The sequence below is a fragment of the Bacillus sp. 165 genome, assembly GCF_017742235.1.
Classification (GTDB): Bacteria; Bacillota; Bacilli; order Bacillales; family Bacillaceae_G; genus JAGHKQ01.
In genome coordinates this window covers 91423-110085 of the sequence record NZ_JAGHKQ010000006.1, presented here as the reverse complement: position 1 = coordinate 110085, position 18663 = coordinate 91423, and the positions used below count along the sequence as shown (strand labels likewise).

Here is an 18663-nt window from a genome sequence, read left to right as displayed (position 1 = left end):
TGATTTACGATAAACTAAGCAAAAAGGCAGAGAGGATTTAGTAATATGAAGTTACACACACTATTATCATGCTTGCATGATTTTCCTCATATACCGAAAGAGAATCCGGTTATTACAGCTATTGAAATGGATTCTCGGGCAGTACAGGAAGGAAGCTTATTTATTTGCATCGACGGTTTTACTGTGGATGGTCATGATTTTGCGGAGCAAGCAGTTCAAAAAGGAGCAGCAGCTATTATTGCAGAAAAGCCGCTGGATGTAAATGTGCCGGTTGTAATTGTAAAAGACTCTACTCGTGCAATGGCAGTGTTGGCTGACTTTTTTTACAGTCAGCCGACACAAAAGCTGCACTTGATTGGAATTACAGGTACAAACGGAAAAACAACAACATCCCATATTATTAACGAAATTATGCGAGAGCATGGGCAGATAACAGGTTTGATAGGAACCATCAATATGAAAATCGGGGATGAAACATATGAGGTCAAAAATACAACTCCCGATGCTTTAACATTACAAAAAATGTTTCACGAGATGGTAAATAAGAAAGTAAGCACAGCAGTTATGGAGGTATCTTCACACGCCCTTCATTTAGGACGTGTGCATGGATGTGAGTATGATGTGGCTGTATTTACTAACCTCACTCAAGATCACTTGGATTATCATAAAACGATGGAAGAATATAAGTATGCCAAAGGATTATTGTTTGCGCAGCTCGGCAACTCTTTTCAGCACGGAAAGGTAAAATATGCAATATTAAATAATGATGATGCTGCTACAAAAGAATTTATTTCTAGCACTCAAGCAACGGTCATTACATACGGGATTGATACGAAAAGTGATATTTATGCAAAGAATATTCAAATGACCAGCTCAGGAACATCATTTACTCTTGTTACACCTATAGATACAATTCAAGTGCATATGAGACTTGTTGGAAAGTTTAGTATATACAATGTTTTGGCTGCAACTGCAGCATGTCTTGTGTCGAAAGTGCCGCTTCAAACAATTATAAAAGTGATTGAGCGCATGACGGGGGTGCCTGGGCGTTTTGAAGTTGTGCATGAAGGACAAAACTTTTCAGTTATTGTAGACTACGCTCATACACCTGACAGCTTGGAAAATGTATTAAAGACTATTCGGCAGTTTGCAAAAGGAGACGTATACTGTATCGTTGGCTGCGGAGGAGACCGTGATAAGACGAAACGGCCGGTGATGGCTGATATTGCTGTTCGCTATGCGGATAAACCGATTTTTACTTCTGATAATCCAAGGAGCGAAGAACCGCAAGCAATTATAGACGATATGCTTAAAGGGGTAGAAGGGGAGCAGTTTGAGGTAATTCTTGACCGCAAGGATGCCATTTATCATGCAATTTCTTTAGCAAAAGAAAATGATGTAATTTTAATCGCAGGAAAAGGGCATGAAACATATCAAATTATTGGAACAGAAGTATTTGATTTTGATGACCGCCTCGTAGCGGCTGCGGCAATACTTCAAAAATAACGTTCAAGCGATTGTAAGCATCGAGAGAAAAGGGGGGCTATTTGTGCTTGAACACGGAATTTTAGTTACATTAGGGGTGGCATTTTTAATTGCAGTTGCACTATCCCCAATCTTTATTCCATTTTTAAGGCGTTTAAAATTTGGACAAAGCATTCGAGAAGAAGGACCAAAATCACATCAAAAAAAGTCCGGTACACCGACTATGGGCGGAATTGTGATTTTTATCTCCATCATGGCTACAACTATCATTATGGTTGGAAAGCTGTATGGTATGGACACGAAAACGTATTTACTTTTAATTGTTACCTTTGGCTATGGGTTGATCGGCTTTTTAGACGATTATATCAAAGTGGTAATGAAACGAAATTTAGGATTAACATCTAAACAAAAATTAATCGGGCAAATCGTCATAGCTATTGTATTTTTCTTGCTGTATAAGCAGGGCGGATTTTCGACGGACATCAGGATTCCAGGTACTGACATCAGCTTTGACATACAGTTTGCTTACTTTTTCTTTATTCTTTTCTTGCTTGTTGGAGCTTCTAATGCTGTGAACTTGACAGATGGATTAGATGGTCTGCTTGCAGGCACAGCAGCAATCGCTTTTGGAGCATACAGTGTATTGGCTTATAATCAAGAAAACTATACGATTGCAATATTCTGTATTGCAGTGGTTGGTGCTGTACTTGGATTTTTAGTATTTAATGCACATCCTGCTAAAGTATTTATGGGAGATACCGGATCTTTGGCATTAGGGGGAGCTCTCGCAGCAGTAGCGATTTTAACAAAGCTGGAATTACTGCTTGCCATCATTGGCGGTGTTTTTGCAATCGAAACCCTTTCTGTAATCATCCAGGTCATATCGTTTAAAACGAGAGGAAAACGGGTATTTAAGATGAGTCCGCTTCATCACCATTATGAATTGAGTGGTTGGTCTGAGTGGCGGGTTGTTGTAACGTTTTGGACTGTTGGGTTTCTGTTTGCAGTGTTAGGAATTTATATCGAGGTGTGGGTCAAGTGAAAATGATAACAGATTATGAGGGGAAACAAATATTAGTATTAGGTATGGCCAAAAGCGGCTTTGCTGCTAGTGTCCTTCTTCACAGGCTTGGAGCAAAGGTTATCGTAAACGATATGAAACCGTTAGAGGAGAATCCGTTGGCGACAAAACTTCATGAAATGGGGCTTGAAGTCATTTGCGGACATCATCCACTTGATTTGTTAGAACGCGGGATTGAATGCATTGTAAAAAACCCTGGTATCCCATATTCTAATCCGATTCTGCAAAAAGCTGCCAAAAAGGGAATACCTATTATCACTGAAGTAGAACTTGCTTATAAGGTTTCAGAAGCTCCTTTTGTAGGTATTACCGGATCTAATGGGAAAACAACAACGACTACATTAATATTTGAAATGCTGAATCAAGGCAACAAGCATCCGTTAATTGCAGGGAATATTGGTACTGTAGCTTGCGAAGTGGCACAAACGGCCAAAGCAGACAATGTGATTGTAACAGAACTTTCTTCGTTTCAGTTGATGGGAATTCAAGAGTTCCGTCCCAAAATCGCGGTGCTGTTAAATTTATTTGACGCTCATTTAGATTATCATGCAACGAAAAAAGAATATGGACTTGCAAAAGCAAGCCTATTTAAAAATCAAACAGGGGATGATTACAGCATTATCAATGCAGATGATGATGATGTGATGGAGCTTTCGAAGCTAAGTAAGGCGAAAAAGATTTATTTTTCAACTTCTAAAGTGCTGCAAGATGGTGCATGCATAAAGAATGGTGCTTTATATTTCAAAGGTGAAGAGATTATAAAGGTACAAGATATTGCTTTGCCTGGTAAACATAATTTGCAAAATATATTGGCGGCTCTGTGTGTAGTGAAATTGTGGGGGACACCAAACGAGGCGATCGAATCGGTCCTGCAAACGTTTGGTGGGGTAAAGCATCGTACACAATATGTGACTACTATCGATGGAAGAAAGTTTTATAATGATTCGAAAGCTACCAATATTTTAGCGACACAGGCAGCTATTTCTGCCTTTGAACAGCCTGTTATCCTACTAGCAGGCGGATTGGACCGAGGTAATGCATTTGATGAACTAATCCCATATTTTACTCATGTTAAAGCACTTGTTGTTTTTGGACAAACAGCACCAAAACTTATTGACGCAGGGAAGCAGGCTGGAATGAAACAGATAAAACATGTCGATAATGTGGAACAGGCAGTACAAGCTGCATATGAACTTTCTGAAAGCGGCGATATCATCCTTCTTTCTCCCGCATGTGCAAGCTGGGATCAATTCAAGACTTTTGAAGAAAGAGGGGACATGTTTATACAAGCCGTGCATAAGCTAGTATAGAAGGCTTTATGTAAAAGAGGTGGTTCCCGTTGCCAACAAAAAAATCAACTCCTGATTTAATTCTTGTTACGGTCACATTGTTATTATTAGCTGTTGGAATGATCATGGTGTATAGTGCCAGCGCAGTGTGGGCATCGTATAAATTTGATGATTCCTTTTTCTTCGCGAAACGGCAGCTTTTATTTGCCGGTTTGGGTGTGGTAGCTATGTTTTTCATCATGAATATCGATTATTGGGTATGGCGGACGTATTCAAAAGTTATTTTGTTGATTTGTTTTTTACTGCTGATCCTTGTATTAATCCCGGGTATTGGGATGGTGAGAGGCGGAGCGAGAAGCTGGATCGGAGTAGGCGCATTTTCTATACAGCCCTCTGAATTTATGAAAATCGCGATGATTATATTTTTAGCAAAATTTCTATCAGAAAACCAAAAGAAAATTACGTCCTTTAAAAAAGGATTGCTTCCATCCCTCGGATTGGTCTTTTTGGCATTTGGGATGATTATGGCACAGCCGGATTTGGGAACTGGAACAGTCATGGTTGGAACGTGTATCGTGATGATTTTTGTAGCAGGTGCAAGAATTATGCATTTTGCAGTTATGGGGATGCTGGGTGTTGCAGGGTTTGTTGGACTTATTGCATCGGCTCCGTACCGTATTAAGCGGATTACTTCTTATTTAGATCCGTGGTCAGATCCTCTTGGAACGGGATTTCAAATCATTCAATCTCTTTACGCAATTGGTCCTGGAGGATTGTTCGGATTAGGACTTGGACAAAGCAGACAAAAGTTCTTCTATTTACCGGAACCGCAAACAGATTTTATTTTCGCCATTCTTTCAGAGGAGCTCGGCTTCATTGGAGGCTCGTTCGTCTTATTATTATTCAGCCTTCTTCTCTGGCGCGGCATCCGTGTTGCATTGGGAGCACCGGATTTATACGGAACTTTTTTGGCTGTCGGAGTTATAGCTATGATTGCGATACAGGTTATGATTAACGTCGGTGTTGTGACGGGATTAATGCCTGTAACAGGTATTACTCTTCCTTTTTTAAGTTACGGGGGTTCTTCATTAACTTTGATGCTTATGTCAGTAGGAATTCTTTTAAATATAAGCCGACATTCGAGATATTAATGCGGGATACTCACAAAGAGAAGCTGTGAGGAATATACATGAGAAACCCTGTTTAATCGCAGGGTTTCTTTTATTGGAAAGAAAGAGAAATGTCTTTGTTCACAAGTGAACGAACATGGTATAATCATGAAGCGGGGAGACGCGATAACATGAGGTTTATGTAAATTTTTACCATAAGACAATGAATGTGCACTATGATAAAGTGAAAAAGCATTTATCACCAAATGAAAACTAAACTATTGATTAAATAGATCATAATCGAAGTACTTGTACGAAAATAACGTTAGGTGAAAGCCCTGCATACTACTATAGTACGGAGAATTAATTTGGGGGAGATCATCATGGAACAATTAGCAAGAGAATTATTAGAAGCGAACGCAGGAAAAGTTACACAAAACGAACGGTTAGCGCAGCATACTACAATGAAAATTGGCGGCCCGGCTGATATTATGATTATTCCAAATGGAATAGAAGGTGTCCGGAAAACTCTTGAACTTGTAAAAAAATACAATACAGTTTGGACTATAATCGGGAGAGGGTCCAACTTACTTGTGTCCGATAAAGGAATAGAAGGAGTTGTTATTAAGCTTGGCGAAGGACTTGACCATTTGGAAATAGAAGGTACAAAAGTACGGGTAGGAGGGGGATACTCTCTTATTAAGCTCGCTACTTTACTGAGTCGTCAGGGCTTGACAGGACTAGAATTTGCCGGAGGTATTCCAGGGAGCGTCGGAGGAGCAGTTTACATGAATGCCGGTGCTCACAAGTCTGATATGTCAGAAATCTTGGTTCGGGCACATATCTTGTTTGCAGACGGGACAATGGAATGGCTTACAAATGAGGAAATGGAATTTTCGTATCGGACCTCTGTTTTGCAAAAAAAACGTCCAGGGATTGTTTTGGAAGCAGAACTCGAACTGCAAGAAGGAAATCGTGAAGAGGTAATTGCTCTTATGCAAAAAAATAAAGACTATCGCCGTGATACACAGCCTTGGAACTTTCCTTGTGCCGGCAGCATATTCCGTAACCCGCTTCCAAACTATGCAGGTAATCTTGTTGAGAGAGCTGGCTTAAAAGGCTATCAAATCGGCGGTGCAAAAATTTCGGAAATGCACGGGAACTTTATTGTGAATGCAGGGAATGCAACGGCACAAGATGTATTAGATTTAATTTCTCATGTAAAACAAATAATTAAAGAGCAGTTCGATGTAGAAATGCAGACAGAAGTGGAGATAATTGGGAAATAATTAGAGATAAGAGATAACTTGTTACTTCATGTTCACAAATTTGTGCTATAATGGAGCTAAAAGAACGGCATGATTAGCATGCCGTTCTTTATATTACATATCGGGGGATGGAGAATGAGAGAGGAAAAAGTGATTCAACTGAACAATCGGGTCCCGAAACTGAAAGATCAGAAGCGAAAAAAAGCAAATAGACGCTTAATTTTATATGTTTCCATTTTATTCTTGCTGCTGGCGTGTGTTACATACTTTCGTTCTCCGTTAGGTGATGTATCCTCTATTTCAATCAAAGGAAATCATTATTTAACCGACAAACAAATCATGAAAATTTCCGGCATCACATATCAGACTGACTATTTCCGCACTTCTGCTAAAAAAGCAAAGCAGAATCTTATTGCACAAAAAGAAATTAAAAATGCATCTATTAAAAAAATCTTTCCTAATAAAATCGCTGTAACAATCGAAGAATACAAAACAGTTGGATACATAAAAAAAAGAGACAAATGGTATCCTTTGCTTGAAAATGGAACTCTGCTTTCACCCATAGAGGGGAAACAAGGAAGGGTCAGTGCGCCGTTTATGTTGAATTGGAGCAAGGACAAGCATATAAAAGAAATGGCGCTTGAGCTGAAAAAGCTGCCTGACAGTATTTTTAGGTCCATCTCTGAAATTTCTTTTGCGCCTCTTTCCTCCGACCCGTTACATATTACCCTGTACATGAATGAAGGATATGAAGTGAGCGCGTCTGTACGGGATTTTGCTGAAAAGATGAGAGCGTATCCTCTTATTTTAGAGCAAGCAAAGGAATACAAAAAAGGGATTATCCATTTAGAAGTAGGCGCATATTTTGAACCGTATGCTACGGAGGATGAAAAAAACAATGAAAATTAAAGGGAATTATGTTTTGCTTTCGTTGGTTTGCCTCGTGCTTGGTTTTATGGTTGCGTATTCGTATTCTTTTACGTCAAAAAAGCTGAAGGTGACACAAACTCCTAATGCGCAATGGGACAGAGAGTATGAGCTTCGCTCTATGCTGATTGAACAAGAGCAGACAAATTCAAAACTTGAGAACCAAGTGGCTAGGCTTCAAGAAAAAGCAAGAGCAGAAGAGCAAAAGTTTGCTGATCAAGAAAGCAAATTGAAAGGTGTAGTAAAGGAAGTAGGGCAGCTGCGCATGTATTTAGGCGCGGTGAAGGTGAAGGGCGAGGGAGTAGAAGTTACATTGTCAGATGCTGCGAATATTCCTGCAGATAAAAATGTAAATAACTATTTAGTTCATGATGGTCATATCCAAGCTCTACTTAACGAACTTCGTGCGGCTGGCGCCAGTGCATTAGCTGTTAATGGTCAACGTCTTTCCGACAATTCATATGTTACTTGTATCGGTCCGGTAATCAATGTGGACGGAACGGAACATCCTGCGCCGTTTGTTATTACTGCAATAGGAGACCCAGCAGTGTTAGATGGGGCATTGCATATTCCAGGAGGGATAATGGACCAGTTTGCACGGGATAATATTGGGGCAAAAGCAGTAACGAAAAACGACATCGTATTAGAACCTTCTTATAAAAAATAACAGACAGTAAGAGACTTTAAAATATGAATTATCTTTAGGAGCGGGATAAAGGTGAACGGCTGTGAGTAAAAAGAAATTGCATTTTTCATTAATTGCATTGATTATTGGTTTTATGGTTGCTGTGCAATATGAAACAGTGAAGCAACCAAATGAGCCAGATACAAGAGATGAATGGCAATTGAAGGATCAATTAAAAACAGAGCAAGAAACACAAGTAAATTTACTAAAAGAAGTGAGAAAGTACGAAGCACAGCTCGAAAGTTATAAGAGCAAAGAAAAAGAAAACAAGCAAAAAGCTCTTGAAAAAACATTGAGACAGCTACAAGAGGAGGCCGGATTAACGGACATAACTGGTTCAGGAATTATTTTGCGCCTCGCTCCGTTATTTGGAGACATAGTGCCTGGCCAACCTGCGCCTGTCTTATCACCTCAAACTCTGCAGCATCTAGTCAATGAACTACATACAAACGGAGCAGAAGCAATTATGATTGGTGATCAAAGAATTGTGGTTACATCATCAATTCGGGATGTTAATGGACGAACTTCTATCAACAATGTCCCTCTAGGAACGATGCCAATTGAAATAAAAGTTCTTGCTGTAGATAATCAAAAGTTATATGACAGAATGAAGGGTTCCAATGTTTTTGATTATTTTGCAATTGATAATATTGAACTCACTATGTCCGAGCCGTCAAAGAATATTATAATTCAAGCATACGAACGCCCGATTCGATTAACCCATATGGAGGCTGTCGGGATAGAAGAAGGGGGAAAATAGCATGTGGCTTCCAATTCTCGGATTGCTGATTGGGATTGTATTGGGACTCAGTTCAGATTTACAAATACCTGAAGAGTATTCTAACTATTTATCTATCGCTGTCCTGGCGGCATTGGATACTTTATTTGGAGGAATAAGGGCTCATTTGCAAAATGTATACGATGAAGTGGTATTTATCACTGGCTTCTTTTTTAATATAATCCTTGCGGCAAGTTTGGCTTTTCTCGGTGTCCATCTTGGTGTAGACTTATATCTAGCAGCAATTTTCGCCTTTGGTGTGAGACTGTTCCAAAATATTGCTGTAATCCGGAGACTCATTATTGCAAAACGAATGAATACTTCACAAAAATAAGAAAAATATGAACGTAAAAAAAGGGAAACGTACGTAAATGTTGAATATTTTTCTTATAAATATAATTGTAACACGATTGTTGTTCAATAGATAAATTTTTATGGTATAAATAAAAAGGAGGTGCCACAGTATGAACAGCAATGAAATATACGTAAGTCTCGACATCGGTACATCCAATGTAAAAGTAATCATTGGCGAAATGATGAACGATACTTTGAACATTATTGGTGTGGGAAATGTTAAATCAAATGGATTAAAAAAAGGCTCCATTGTTGACATAGATGAAACAGTACAATCTATTAGAAAAGCAATTGAACAAGCGGAGCGGATGGTCGGAATTCATATTGAGCGGGTAGTGGTCGGAGTCAGTGCAAATCAAGTACAATTGCTTCCTTGTCATGGCGTTGTCGCAGTTTCAAGTGAAAATCGAGAAATAGGCAATGAAGATGTACAACGTGTGCTAGAGGCCGCACAAGTTGTTTCTATTCCGCCGGAACGCGAAATCATTGAGGTCGTACCACGTGAATTTATCGTCGACGGATTGGATGAAATTAATGACCCAAGGGGAATGATCGGGGTTCGTCTAGAAATGGAAGGAATGCTCGTTACAGGAGCCAAGACCTTATTACATAATTTACTCCGATGTGTAGAAAGAGCCGGGCTCGAAGTAATTGATATTAGTTTACAGCCACTTGCCGCAGGCTCCCTTGCTCTCTCGAAGGATGAGAAGAACATGGGTGTTGTTTTAGTTGATATTGGAGGCGGTTCTACTACTCTATCAGTCTTTTTAGACGGAGAATTAGTTGTGTCGAGCGTTCTTCCGCTTGGGGGAGATCACATTACAAAGGATATCGCCATAGGTTTAAAGACATCTACAGAGCAAGCAGAGCAGCTTAAAATCAAATATGGACATGCCTTTTACGATACAGCATCGGAAGAAGAGATGTTTACCGTTTCTATAATGGGAAGCGATCAAAATAAACAGTATACGCAAGTGGATTTGGCCGATATCATTGAGGCCAGATTGGAAGAAATCTTGCTCTTTGTTCAGCAAGAACTGAAAAGATTCGGCTTCAAGCAGCCACTTCCTGGAGGCTATGTATTAACAGGCGGAGTAGTTTCAATGCCAGGAGTGCTTGATATAGCACAAATTGTATTAAACCAAACGGTTCGTGTTGCTACTCCAGATTATATCGGTGTGCGTGAGCCGCAGTATACAATCGGTGTTGGTCTGATTAAAAAAGCATACCAAAAAGCAAAACTGAAAGGCAGCAAGGCAGTACAGGAAAAAGCAGAAAGCTTCGACCGCCGAAATACAGCCAATTATAACCCGCAGCCGGTTAAGCAAAAGCAAAATGAAGATGCAAAAGTTATGTCAAAAGTAAAAAAAGTATTCCGTTATTTGTGGGAATAGTATAAAGGCAACGAAAGAAATTCGAGTTTTAGGGGGATTCCGACATGTTAGAGTTTGATACTAGTGTTGATCAGTTGGCAAATATAAAAGTAATTGGTGTTGGCGGCGGCGGAAACAATGCGGTAAATCGTATGATTGAGCATGGTGTACAAGGTGTGGACTTTATTGCAGTAAACACAGATGCGCAAGCACTCAACCTATCAAAAGCAGAAATTAAAATGCAAATTGGGGCAAAGCTTACGCGAGGATTAGGTGCTGGAGCCAACCCTGAAGTAGGAAAGAAAGCCGCAGAAGAAAGTAAAGAGCAAATCCAAGAAGCGCTTCGCGGAGCGGACATGGTATTTGTTACAGCTGGAATGGGCGGTGGAACAGGTACAGGAGCAGCTCCTGTTATAGCTCAGATTGCAAAAGAGCTAGGTGCATTAACAGTAGGTGTAGTAACGCGTCCATTCACGTTTGAAGGACGAAAGCGTGCTACTCAAGCAGCCTCAGGAATTGCAGCCTTTAAAGAAAATGTAGATACTTTGATTGTAATTCCGAACGATCGCCTATTGGAGATTGTGGATCGTAATACACCGATGCTGGAAGCTTTCCGTGAAGCAGACAACGTATTACGTCAAGGGGTACAAGGTATTTCTGATCTGATTGCAGTACCGGGGCTAATTAACCTTGATTTCGCTGACGTAAAAACAATTATGTCTAACAGAGGCTCAGCGTTAATGGGAATTGGTGTTGGTACTGGAGAAAATCGTGCAGCAGAGGCTGCGAAAAAAGCTATTTCAAGTCCGCTTCTTGAAACCTCTATCGATGGTGCTCAAGGGGTACTTATGAATATTACTGGCGGAACTAATCTAAGTTTATATGAAGTACAAGAAGCGGCAGATATTGTAGCGTCTGCTTCTGATTTAGAAGTAAACATGATTTTCGGATCTGTTATTAATGAGAATTTGAAGGATGAAATTATCGTAACTGTAATTGCGACAGGGTTTGATGAAAACGTACTTACACAGCCGCCAAAACCAGCTACTCGTGCAAATGCAGTAGCACAATCGGCAACGGCTCCAAAGAAAGAAGTTTCCCGTGAAAACACTCGTGAAACACAGCGTGAGGAAACTTCAGTTCGTGAAGTATCTCGTACAAATACTCAAGTAGATGACATTGATATTCCGGCGTTTTTACGAAATCGCCGCAGACGATAACAAAAGACAAAAGAGCGAGGGATATCCCTTCGCTCTTTTTCTATGAAAGTAGTAGGGGAAATTTACTAAAAAATGATGTGGATGCTGTGTTTTTGAATGAATTTACAAATTAAGAGGAAAATCAGCAAAATAATATTGTATTTCATTACAGAAATTGACAGACTTTCCTAGTTCTTCTGCATTATACTAGTTTCAAGTTTATATTAGAGCTCGTACCATATGCGGGGGGATAAGGGGATTGGTTGTATATGCTGATGTGATATGGCTATTAAACTTTTGTATCGATGGTTTATTGCTTTTATTGACAGCAGTTATTTTGAAACGAAAAGTGAAGCGATGGAAAGTACTGCTTGGAGCGTTTATCGGGTCTACTATCGTCATCTTTGCTTTTACTCCGTTTGCGTACATTATGAATCATCCTATCGCTAAACTGCTGTACTCTGTTGTTATGGTGTATACAGTATTTGGTTTTCAAAGATTTCGTACTTTTTTTCAAACGGTTATGATGTTCTATTTTGTAACATTTATGGTAGGTGGAGGGCTTATCGGACTGCATTATTTTATTCAATCTGATATTTTGCCGCATGATGTTGTAAATGCGAATTCTATTAGCTTTGGAGATCCTGTGAGCTGGTTGTTTGTTTTGATTGGCTTTCCGATTATCCTCTATTTCTCAAAACAAAGAATTGAAAGCATCGAGGTCAAAAAACTGAAATACGACCAAATTGTAAAGGTCAACATTACAATTGGTGAACAGACAATTGAAATCGACGGTCTCATTGATAGTGGAAACCAATTGTACGACCCCATTTCTAAATTACCTGTCATGATACTAGATGTACAGCATGCACGAGAATTATTTCCAGCTTGGCTCATTGAGCATTCTAAAAATATTATGGCAATTACAGAAACGACAGAAGATCCGTTTTGGCTGAATAGGCTTCGCATCATTCCATATCGCGGTGTTGGACAACAGCATCAATTTTTAGCCGCAATCCGGCCGGATGCGGTTCATCTTCTCCATAACGGGGAGAACCATACCGTGACAAAGGTTTTAATTGGACTGAATCATACAACACTATCCACAGATAATGAGTACCATTGTATTTTACATCCTAAGATGTTTCTTTCTTATACAGCATAAACTCAGCTTTTTGTAAGAAACAAGTACATGAGAATATATGCTTGTCACTAAGCGGAATACACATTTAAGGAGGTAGAAAGCATGCAAAAATGGAAGATTCGTTTTACGTATCTATGGTATAAATTATTACTGAAACTAGGAATTAAGACCGATGAAATTTATTATATAGGAGGAAGTGAAGCGTTGCCGCCTCCTCTTACGAAAGAAGAAGAGGAAGTATTGTTACAAAAGCTTCCTAACGGTGATCAGGCAGCGCGATCTCTATTAATTGAAAGAAATCTTCGCCTTGTTGTCTACATAGCGCGAAAATTTGAAAATACAGGGATTAATATTGAAGATTTAATCAGTATAGGTACAATCGGTCTCATAAAGGCAGTAAATACGTTCAATCCTGAGAAAAAAATTAAGCTTGCTACGTATGCATCACGCTGTATTGAAAATGAAATTTTAATGCATTTACGCCGCAATAATAAAAATCGCTCTGAGGTTTCGTTTGATGAGCCACTTAATATTGATTGGGACGGCAATGAGCTGCTTCTATCCGATGTGCTTGGAACGGAAGAAGATATTATTACAAAGGATTTAGAAGCCAATGTAAATCGTAATTTGCTTGTGAAAGCTCTCCATCAGTTGAATGAACGGGAAAAACAAATTATGGAGCTGCGCTTTGGACTGGATGGGACGGAGGAAAAAACACAAAAGGATGTAGCGGATATGCTTGGAATTTCACAATCCTATATTTCACGATTGGAAAAGCGCATTATAAAGCGATTACGAAAGGAATTCAATAAAATGGTGTAATATTTCACCATGCTAGTCAATGCATAAAATTCCCTCTTAAGGAGATACTTTACACTGTACAGCAACTCCCGGTAGGAGGGAAGACATTGACTAGAAACAAGGTTGAAATATGCGGAGTAGACACATCAAAGCTTCCAGTACTCAAAAATGATGAAATGAGAAAGCTTTTTCAACAAATGCAGAGTGGAGAAATTGCCGCACGAGAGAAGCTTGTAAACGGGAATTTGAGACTTGTATTAAGCGTCATTCAACGATTTAACAACAGAGGGGAGTTTGTTGACGATTTATTTCAAGTTGGCTGCATCGGACTTATGAAATCCATCGATAACTTCGATTTAAGTCAAAATGTTAAATTTTCAACATACGCTGTGCCGATGATTATCGGAGAAATCCGAAGATATTTACGTGACAACAATCCAATTCGAGTATCGCGTTCGCTACGTGATATTGCCTATAAGGCTCTTCAAGTTAGAGAAAGGCTGATGGCAGAAAACTCAAAAGAACCGACTGCTGCTGATATTGCAGCGGTGCTTGGAGTCACTCATGAAGAAATAGTTTTTGCTTTAGATGCTATCCAAGATCCTGTTTCACTGTTTGAACCGATATACAACGATGGCGGTGATCCTATTTTTGTTATGGACCAATTAAGTGATGACCGGCAGCGGGACGAGCAGTGGGTAGAAGAGTTGGCATTGAAAGAGGGAATGAAGCGGTTGAATGATCGGGAGAAGATGATTATTCGCAAACGCTTTTTCCAAGGAAAGACCCAAATGGAAGTAGCTGAAGAAATTGGTATTTCTCAAGCGCAGGTTTCTCGCTTGGAAAAGTCGGCTATCAAACAAATGAATAAAAATATTCAAGGCTAAAACTGTTCGTCTGCAGACGAACAGTTTTTATTTTTTATTCATAACTGTGTGTTTAATTTCATTTATCGTAGTGTACTAGTATGCAAAGGGTTATAACATGAAATTCTTCGTAAGTTTCATAGAGGAATGTTGAGCCTCATATACTTAAGAAAGGCAGGTACGGTCCGTCCTGCTCCTTAGGAATTCTTTGTTATGCATTCTATAAAAGGAGAGATGTAAGTATGCGTATTTCAGAATTTCAGTTAAAGGATGTTGTTAGTGTATCAGATGGAAAAAAGCTTGGAAATATAGGGGATATTGATATTGATTTAAATACAGGGAAAATTGAGGCAGTTGTGATTTCCAGACCAGGTAAGGTGCTAGGCTTGTTTGGAAAAGAAGAGGATATCGTTATTCCGTGGAAGCATATTGTTAAAATTGGAGAAGATGTGATTCTTGTTCAAGTACATCAGGAATCTCATCAATTGGAATCTGCAGAAACGACTACATTTTAATTAAAAATGTTACATTTCTTTCTTTTTTGCAAGTCATCGTCATGAAAGAATAAAAGTATGGTAAAATAGACAAGAAGTACCATAATTTTTTCGACGAGGGGTTTTATATGAAGCAGGAACCGTTTCAATACGATAAAAGCGTAATGCGTTTAAACTCTTGGGAAGCCATGAATCCTGCATTGACAGTCGGATTTACAACAAAAGAAGATGGAAGCAGTGAAGGCGATTACTCTACTTTGAATCTTGGACTGCATGTGAATGATCGTGAAGAAGCTGTTCACCAAAATCGGAGGTTAGTGGCTTCCAAGCTTCATTTTCCATTACATACATGGGTTTGTTCAGAACAAATACACGAAAATCGAGTAGTAAAAGTAACACAAAATCATAAAGGAAAAGGTGTATTCCAATACGGTGACGGTATACCGGGAACAGATGGAATTTACACAAATGAACCGAATGTATTACTGACATCCTGCTATGCCGACTGCGTACCGTTATATTTTTACGCCCCTAGTGCTGGGATGATTGGTCTTGCTCATGCAGGGTGGAAGGGAACAGTAAAGAATATTGTAAATGAAATGATTACAAAATGGACTCAGCAAGAGGGGATTGCTGTTGAAGATATTTATGTCACTATCGGACCAGCTATAGGCTCTTGTTGTTACGTTGTGGATGACCGTGTTATTCAGAAGGTTGAGCACGTATTACATGATGCTCACCTACCTTTTCATGTTGTGTCTGAAGGACAATATCAACTGGATTTAAAGGAAGTAAACCGGTTATTATGCAGGCAAGCAGGAATACAGGAAGATCATATTCTTGTTTCGTCTCTTTGTACAAGCTGTGAAGAGAATTTATTCTTTTCCCATAGAAGAGACAAAGGAAAAACGGGAAGAATGTTGAGTTTCATAGGGCTTAAGGAGGAATAAGTGAGTGTCGGTAGCAGAAAACGTACAACAGGTACAAAATGAAATAAAAGCAGCATGTGAACGCGTCCAACGTTCAGCCGAAGAAGTGAAGCTCATCGCCGTTACTAAAACAGTTGGATTGGATGTTACTAATGAAGTATTGGCGTCTGGAATTCGGCATATTGGAGAGAACCGAAATGAAGGCTTTTTACAAAAACATGACCAGATAAATGAGAATGCCATTTGGCATTTTATTGGTTCAATCCAAACTCGAAAAATAAAAGATATTATCAATAAAATAGATTTTTTACATTCCTTGGACCGTCTCTCTCTTGCGGCAGAGATTCAAAAGAGGGCAGATAAAAAAGTGAACTGTTTTGTACAGGTTAACACATCCTTTGAAGAAGCGAAGCATGGTTTGCATCCTGATGAAGTTCTTGCATTTGTGCAAGAACTTCATCAGTACGATAAAATTAAGGTTGTCGGCTTGATGACGATGGCTCCTTTCACAGATGAGGAACAGCGTATTCGCACATGCTTTCAAACATTAAAAAAGGTGCAGCAAGGTGTACAAGCTTTACATTTAGAACATGCACCTTGTAAAGAACTGTCTATGGGAATGTCAAATGATTATACGATAGCAATAGAAGAAGGAGCTACATATATAAGATTAGGCACAATCCTAGTAGGAGAAAAACAATAAGGGGGAAAAAGGATGAGTTGGTCAACCAAAGTAAAGGATTTTTTCTTTGAAACACCTGAGGAGCAAGAAGAATACCAAAAGTATAATCAAGAGAAAATGCAGCAATATGAAGAAGATATTACCTTGCCGAAAATGCCGCAAAAGCAAAATGTAGTCAGCATTGATAAAGCAAAAAACGGGGCCAAAGTAGTGCTGCTGGAGCCAAGAGCGTATTCCGAAGCGCAGGGGATTGCGGATAATTTAAAGAACCGACGTGCTGTTGTGGTTAATCTTCAACGCATGTCGAGTGATCAAGCATTACGTATTGTAGATTTTTTAAGTGGAACTGTTTATGCTATAGGAGGAGACATTCAAAAGCTTGGAGTGAAAACTTTTATTTGTACTCCTGAGAATGTTGACATCGTCGGGGCAATATCTGAGTTATTAGGTGAGGACGAAGAAATTAACGCGAAGAGGTGGTAAAGCTCGATGGGAATTTTAACAGGACTGATTTTACAATTATTTAATATCTATTACTATGTAATAATCGTGTACATATTGCTTTCTTGGTTCCCAGGTGCTCGGGATTCAAGTTTTGGCTACTTTTTAGCAAGGATTACAGAACCGTTTTTAGAGCCGTTTAGACGATTTATTCCGCCTCTTGGCATGATTGACATTTCTCCAATTGTTGCAATCATGGCATTGCGTTTTGCAAGCTATGGCTTGAGGTCTCTGTTCATAATGCTTGGGTGGTATTAATGAAACATGAGCATTTATGATCATTTTCGCCCAGAAGAGGCAGTTTTTGTGGATAAAGTGAAAGAATGGAAGGAATATGCTGAACACTACCACAAAATAAAATTAACTGATTTTTTAGATCCGCGCGAACAACAAATTATTAAGCTTGTAATCGGTACTCATGCAGATGTCTCTGTCCATTTTTATGGAGTTGCTTCTGATGCAGAGCGGAAAAGGGCTTTAATTTGTCCACCCTATGTGAAGCCTGACATACAGGATTTCAGTATGGAGCTTCTGCAAGTGGATTATGCAGTGAAATTCCAAGAAATTGAACATCGCCAAGTCTTAGGGGCATTGATGTCTCTTGGCTTAAAGCGCGAAAAGTTTGGAGATATAATACTTTGTGAGGATGTAGTGCAGATAATTTCAGCTAAGGAAATTGCTGATTATATTATTATGAATTTGGAATCAATTGGGCGAGCAAAAGTGTCTGTTCGTTCCGTCCCATTCAAAACTATTGCGGCTGTGCAGGAAGAGTGGAAGGAGAAAGCCGGAACGTTGACTTCCTTACGCTTGGATGTGCTCATTGCTGAAATGTTCAATCTATCTCGTCAAAAGGTCCAGCTTTTAGTGAAAGGCGGTCTTGTGAAGGTGAATTGGAAAACAATTGAACAACCTTCATTTGAATGTTTGGAAGGGGACGTTCTCTCAGTACGGGGATTTGGACGGAGTAAACTGTTGTCAATTGAGGGAAAAACAAAGCGGGATAAGTGGAAAGTTGTATATGGAACGCGGAAATAAATTGCTTTTAAGAAGGAAAAGTTGTTTTTTTGTCGAAAACAACATATAACAAAAACTGTAATGAAAATGACTACTTGGAGGTGGCGGTTGTGCCTTTAACACCATTGGATATCCATAATAAAGAATTCAGTCGAGGGTTTCGCGGGTACGATGAAGATGAAGTGAATGAATTTCTCGATCAAGTTATTAAAGACTACGAACTTGTTATTCGAGAGAAAAAGGAATTAGAAGAGCGAATAGAAGAATTACAAGAAAAATTAGGTCATTTTGCAAATATTGAAGATACCTTAAATAAGTCTATCCTGATAGCACAAGAGGCGGCAGAAGACGTAAAGCGGAACGCACAAAAAGAATCTAAGCTCATTATACGTGAAGCGGAAAAAAATGCGGACCGCATCATTAATGAGGCGCTTGTAAAGTCTCGCAAGGTTGCATTTGATATCGAAGAATTGAAGAAACAATCGAAAGTATTTCGTACACGCTTTCGCATGCTATTGGAAGCACAGCTGGACATGCTTACGAATGACGACTGGGACAAGTTATTAGAATTAGAAGAAGATGCATTAAAGAAAGAAGAGACGGTATAATTTTATTAATAGTGTGAAAAACTAAGAAGAGCCTTGACGTTTTTTTCAATATTACATATAATTCAATAACAAA

General features: G+C 39.2%; 20 protein-coding genes and 1 pseudogene. All 21 read left to right on the top strand.

Translation table 11 applies throughout. The features are described 5' to 3' along the window. Positions 1–45: 45 nt before the first annotated feature. The 21 genes and pseudogenes from J7Q84_RS11215 to J7Q84_RS11115 all read left to right on the top strand — a co-directional run bounded on the left by J7Q84_RS11215 (position 46) and on the right by J7Q84_RS11115 (position 18590). Entirely contained in the window at positions 46–1506 is a 1461-nt protein-coding gene (locus tag J7Q84_RS11215; protein ID WP_209094647.1) for a UDP-N-acetylmuramoyl-L-alanyl-D-glutamate--2,6-diaminopimelate ligase, read from the top strand. Between the two features lie 43 nt (positions 1507–1549). Further along, positions 1550–2527 carry a phospho-N-acetylmuramoyl-pentapeptide-transferase gene (gene mraY / locus J7Q84_RS11210; RefSeq protein ID WP_209094646.1) on the top strand — a complete coding sequence of 326 codons (978 nt, stop codon included), beginning with the start codon at positions 1550–1552 and terminating at the stop codon, positions 2525–2527. After that, positions 2524–3876 (top strand): UDP-N-acetylmuramoyl-L-alanine--D-glutamate ligase, encoded by a 1353-nt coding sequence (murD, locus tag J7Q84_RS11205; protein ID WP_209094645.1) that lies wholly within the window; start codon positions 2524–2526, stop codon positions 3874–3876. Before mraY ends, murD begins: the two co-directional genes overlap by 4 nt. 29 nt (positions 3877–3905) lie before the next feature. Beyond that, entirely contained in the window at positions 3906–5006 is a 1101-nt protein-coding gene (gene spoVE, locus J7Q84_RS11200) for a stage V sporulation protein E (RefSeq protein WP_209094644.1), read from the top strand. A 341-nt stretch (positions 5007–5347) separates the two neighbouring features. Continuing rightward, complete coding sequence (murB, locus tag J7Q84_RS11195; RefSeq protein ID WP_209094643.1) at positions 5348–6253, top strand: UDP-N-acetylmuramate dehydrogenase; 906 nt, start codon at positions 5348–5350, stop codon at positions 6251–6253. Positions 6254–6367: 114 nt separating this feature from the next. Next, entirely contained in the window at positions 6368–7141 is a 774-nt protein-coding gene (locus J7Q84_RS11190) for a cell division protein FtsQ/DivIB (RefSeq protein ID WP_209094642.1), read from the top strand. Beyond that, positions 7131–7826: a DUF881 domain-containing protein gene (locus J7Q84_RS11185; protein ID WP_209094641.1), complete on the top strand. Its 696-nt coding sequence runs from the start codon at positions 7131–7133 to the stop codon at positions 7824–7826. Before J7Q84_RS11190 ends, J7Q84_RS11185 begins: the two co-directional genes overlap by 11 nt. A gap of 61 nt (positions 7827–7887) precedes the next feature. After that, positions 7888–8604 (top strand): DUF881 domain-containing protein, encoded by a 717-nt coding sequence (locus tag J7Q84_RS11180; RefSeq protein WP_209094640.1) that lies wholly within the window; start codon positions 7888–7890, stop codon positions 8602–8604. A 1-nt stretch (position 8605) separates the two neighbouring features. Further along, positions 8606–8993, top strand: a pseudogene (locus J7Q84_RS11175) (small basic family protein). Between the two features lie 93 nt (positions 8994–9086). Beyond that, on the top strand, positions 9087–10370 hold the full coding sequence (ftsA, locus tag J7Q84_RS11170; protein WP_209094638.1) for a cell division protein FtsA: 1284 nt from the start codon (positions 9087–9089) through the stop codon (positions 10368–10370). Positions 10371–10414: 44 nt separating this feature from the next. Then, positions 10415–11569 carry a cell division protein FtsZ gene (ftsZ, locus tag J7Q84_RS11165; RefSeq protein WP_209094637.1) on the top strand — a complete coding sequence of 385 codons (1155 nt, stop codon included), beginning with the start codon at positions 10415–10417 and terminating at the stop codon, positions 11567–11569. A 238-nt stretch (positions 11570–11807) separates the two neighbouring features. Next, positions 11808–12713, top strand: a complete 906-nt coding sequence (spoIIGA, locus tag J7Q84_RS11160) for a sigma-E processing peptidase SpoIIGA (RefSeq protein WP_209094636.1) — start codon at positions 11808–11810, stop codon at positions 12711–12713. 81 nt (positions 12714–12794) lie between these two features. Then, positions 12795–13514 carry an RNA polymerase sporulation sigma factor SigE gene (gene sigE, locus J7Q84_RS11155; protein ID WP_209094635.1) on the top strand — a complete coding sequence of 240 codons (720 nt, stop codon included), beginning with the start codon at positions 12795–12797 and terminating at the stop codon, positions 13512–13514. An 86-nt stretch (positions 13515–13600) separates the two neighbouring features. Further along, on the top strand, positions 13601–14380 hold the full coding sequence (gene sigG, locus J7Q84_RS11150; protein ID WP_209094634.1) for an RNA polymerase sporulation sigma factor SigG: 780 nt from the start codon (positions 13601–13603) through the stop codon (positions 14378–14380). A gap of 221 nt (positions 14381–14601) precedes the next feature. Beyond that, complete coding sequence (locus tag J7Q84_RS11145; RefSeq protein WP_209094633.1) at positions 14602–14874, top strand: YlmC/YmxH family sporulation protein; 273 nt, start codon at positions 14602–14604, stop codon at positions 14872–14874. A 107-nt stretch (positions 14875–14981) separates the two neighbouring features. Next, positions 14982–15803, top strand: coding sequence for a peptidoglycan editing factor PgeF (pgeF, locus tag J7Q84_RS11140; RefSeq protein WP_209094632.1), 822 nt, complete (start codon positions 14982–14984; stop codon positions 15801–15803). 4 nt (positions 15804–15807) lie between these two features. Beyond that, the gene (locus J7Q84_RS11135) at positions 15808–16485 is read left to right on the top strand and encodes a YggS family pyridoxal phosphate-dependent enzyme (protein ID WP_209094631.1); all 678 of its coding nucleotides are present in this window, start codon (positions 15808–15810) and stop codon (positions 16483–16485) included. A gap of 12 nt (positions 16486–16497) precedes the next feature. Then, positions 16498–16947, top strand: a complete 450-nt coding sequence (locus tag J7Q84_RS11130; protein WP_209094630.1) for a cell division protein SepF — start codon at positions 16498–16500, stop codon at positions 16945–16947. 6 nt (positions 16948–16953) lie between these two features. After that, on the top strand, positions 16954–17223 hold the full coding sequence (locus J7Q84_RS11125; RefSeq protein WP_209094629.1) for a YggT family protein: 270 nt from the start codon (positions 16954–16956) through the stop codon (positions 17221–17223). Between the two features lie 6 nt (positions 17224–17229). Then, the gene (locus J7Q84_RS11120) at positions 17230–18003 is read left to right on the top strand and encodes a YlmH family RNA-binding protein (RefSeq protein ID WP_209094628.1); all 774 of its coding nucleotides are present in this window, start codon (positions 17230–17232) and stop codon (positions 18001–18003) included. A gap of 89 nt (positions 18004–18092) precedes the next feature. Beyond that, positions 18093–18590 (top strand): DivIVA domain-containing protein, encoded by a 498-nt coding sequence (locus J7Q84_RS11115; RefSeq protein ID WP_209094782.1) that lies wholly within the window; start codon positions 18093–18095, stop codon positions 18588–18590. Positions 18591–18663: the final 73 nt, after the last annotated feature.

What these genes read in the sequence shown, in the direction of transcription:
- J7Q84_RS11120 (WP_209094628.1), top strand. Translation starts at nt 17,230, where the DNA reads ATGAGCATTTATGATCATTTTCGCCCAGAAGAGGCAGTTTTTGTGGAT.
- J7Q84_RS11185 (WP_209094641.1), top strand. Translation starts at nt 7,131, where the DNA reads ATGAAAATTAAAGGGAATTATGTTTTGCTTTCGTTGGTTTGCCTCGTG.
- J7Q84_RS11145 (WP_209094633.1), top strand. Translation starts at nt 14,602, where the DNA reads ATGCGTATTTCAGAATTTCAGTTAAAGGATGTTGTTAGTGTATCAGAT.
- murB (WP_209094643.1), top strand. Translation starts at nt 5,348, where the DNA reads ATGGAACAATTAGCAAGAGAATTATTAGAAGCGAACGCAGGAAAAGTT.
- J7Q84_RS11190 (WP_209094642.1), top strand. Translation starts at nt 6,368, where the DNA reads ATGAGAGAGGAAAAAGTGATTCAACTGAACAATCGGGTCCCGAAACTG.
- sigE (WP_209094635.1), top strand. Translation starts at nt 12,795, where the DNA reads ATGCAAAAATGGAAGATTCGTTTTACGTATCTATGGTATAAATTATTA.
- ftsA (WP_209094638.1), top strand. Translation starts at nt 9,087, where the DNA reads ATGAACAGCAATGAAATATACGTAAGTCTCGACATCGGTACATCCAAT.
- J7Q84_RS11215 (WP_209094647.1), top strand. Translation starts at nt 46, where the DNA reads ATGAAGTTACACACACTATTATCATGCTTGCATGATTTTCCTCATATA.
- ftsZ (WP_209094637.1), top strand. Translation starts at nt 10,415, where the DNA reads ATGTTAGAGTTTGATACTAGTGTTGATCAGTTGGCAAATATAAAAGTA.
- J7Q84_RS11130 (WP_209094630.1), top strand. Translation starts at nt 16,498, where the DNA reads ATGAGTTGGTCAACCAAAGTAAAGGATTTTTTCTTTGAAACACCTGAG.
- J7Q84_RS11125 (WP_209094629.1), top strand. Translation starts at nt 16,954, where the DNA reads ATGGGAATTTTAACAGGACTGATTTTACAATTATTTAATATCTATTAC.
- pgeF (WP_209094632.1), top strand. Translation starts at nt 14,982, where the DNA reads ATGAAGCAGGAACCGTTTCAATACGATAAAAGCGTAATGCGTTTAAAC.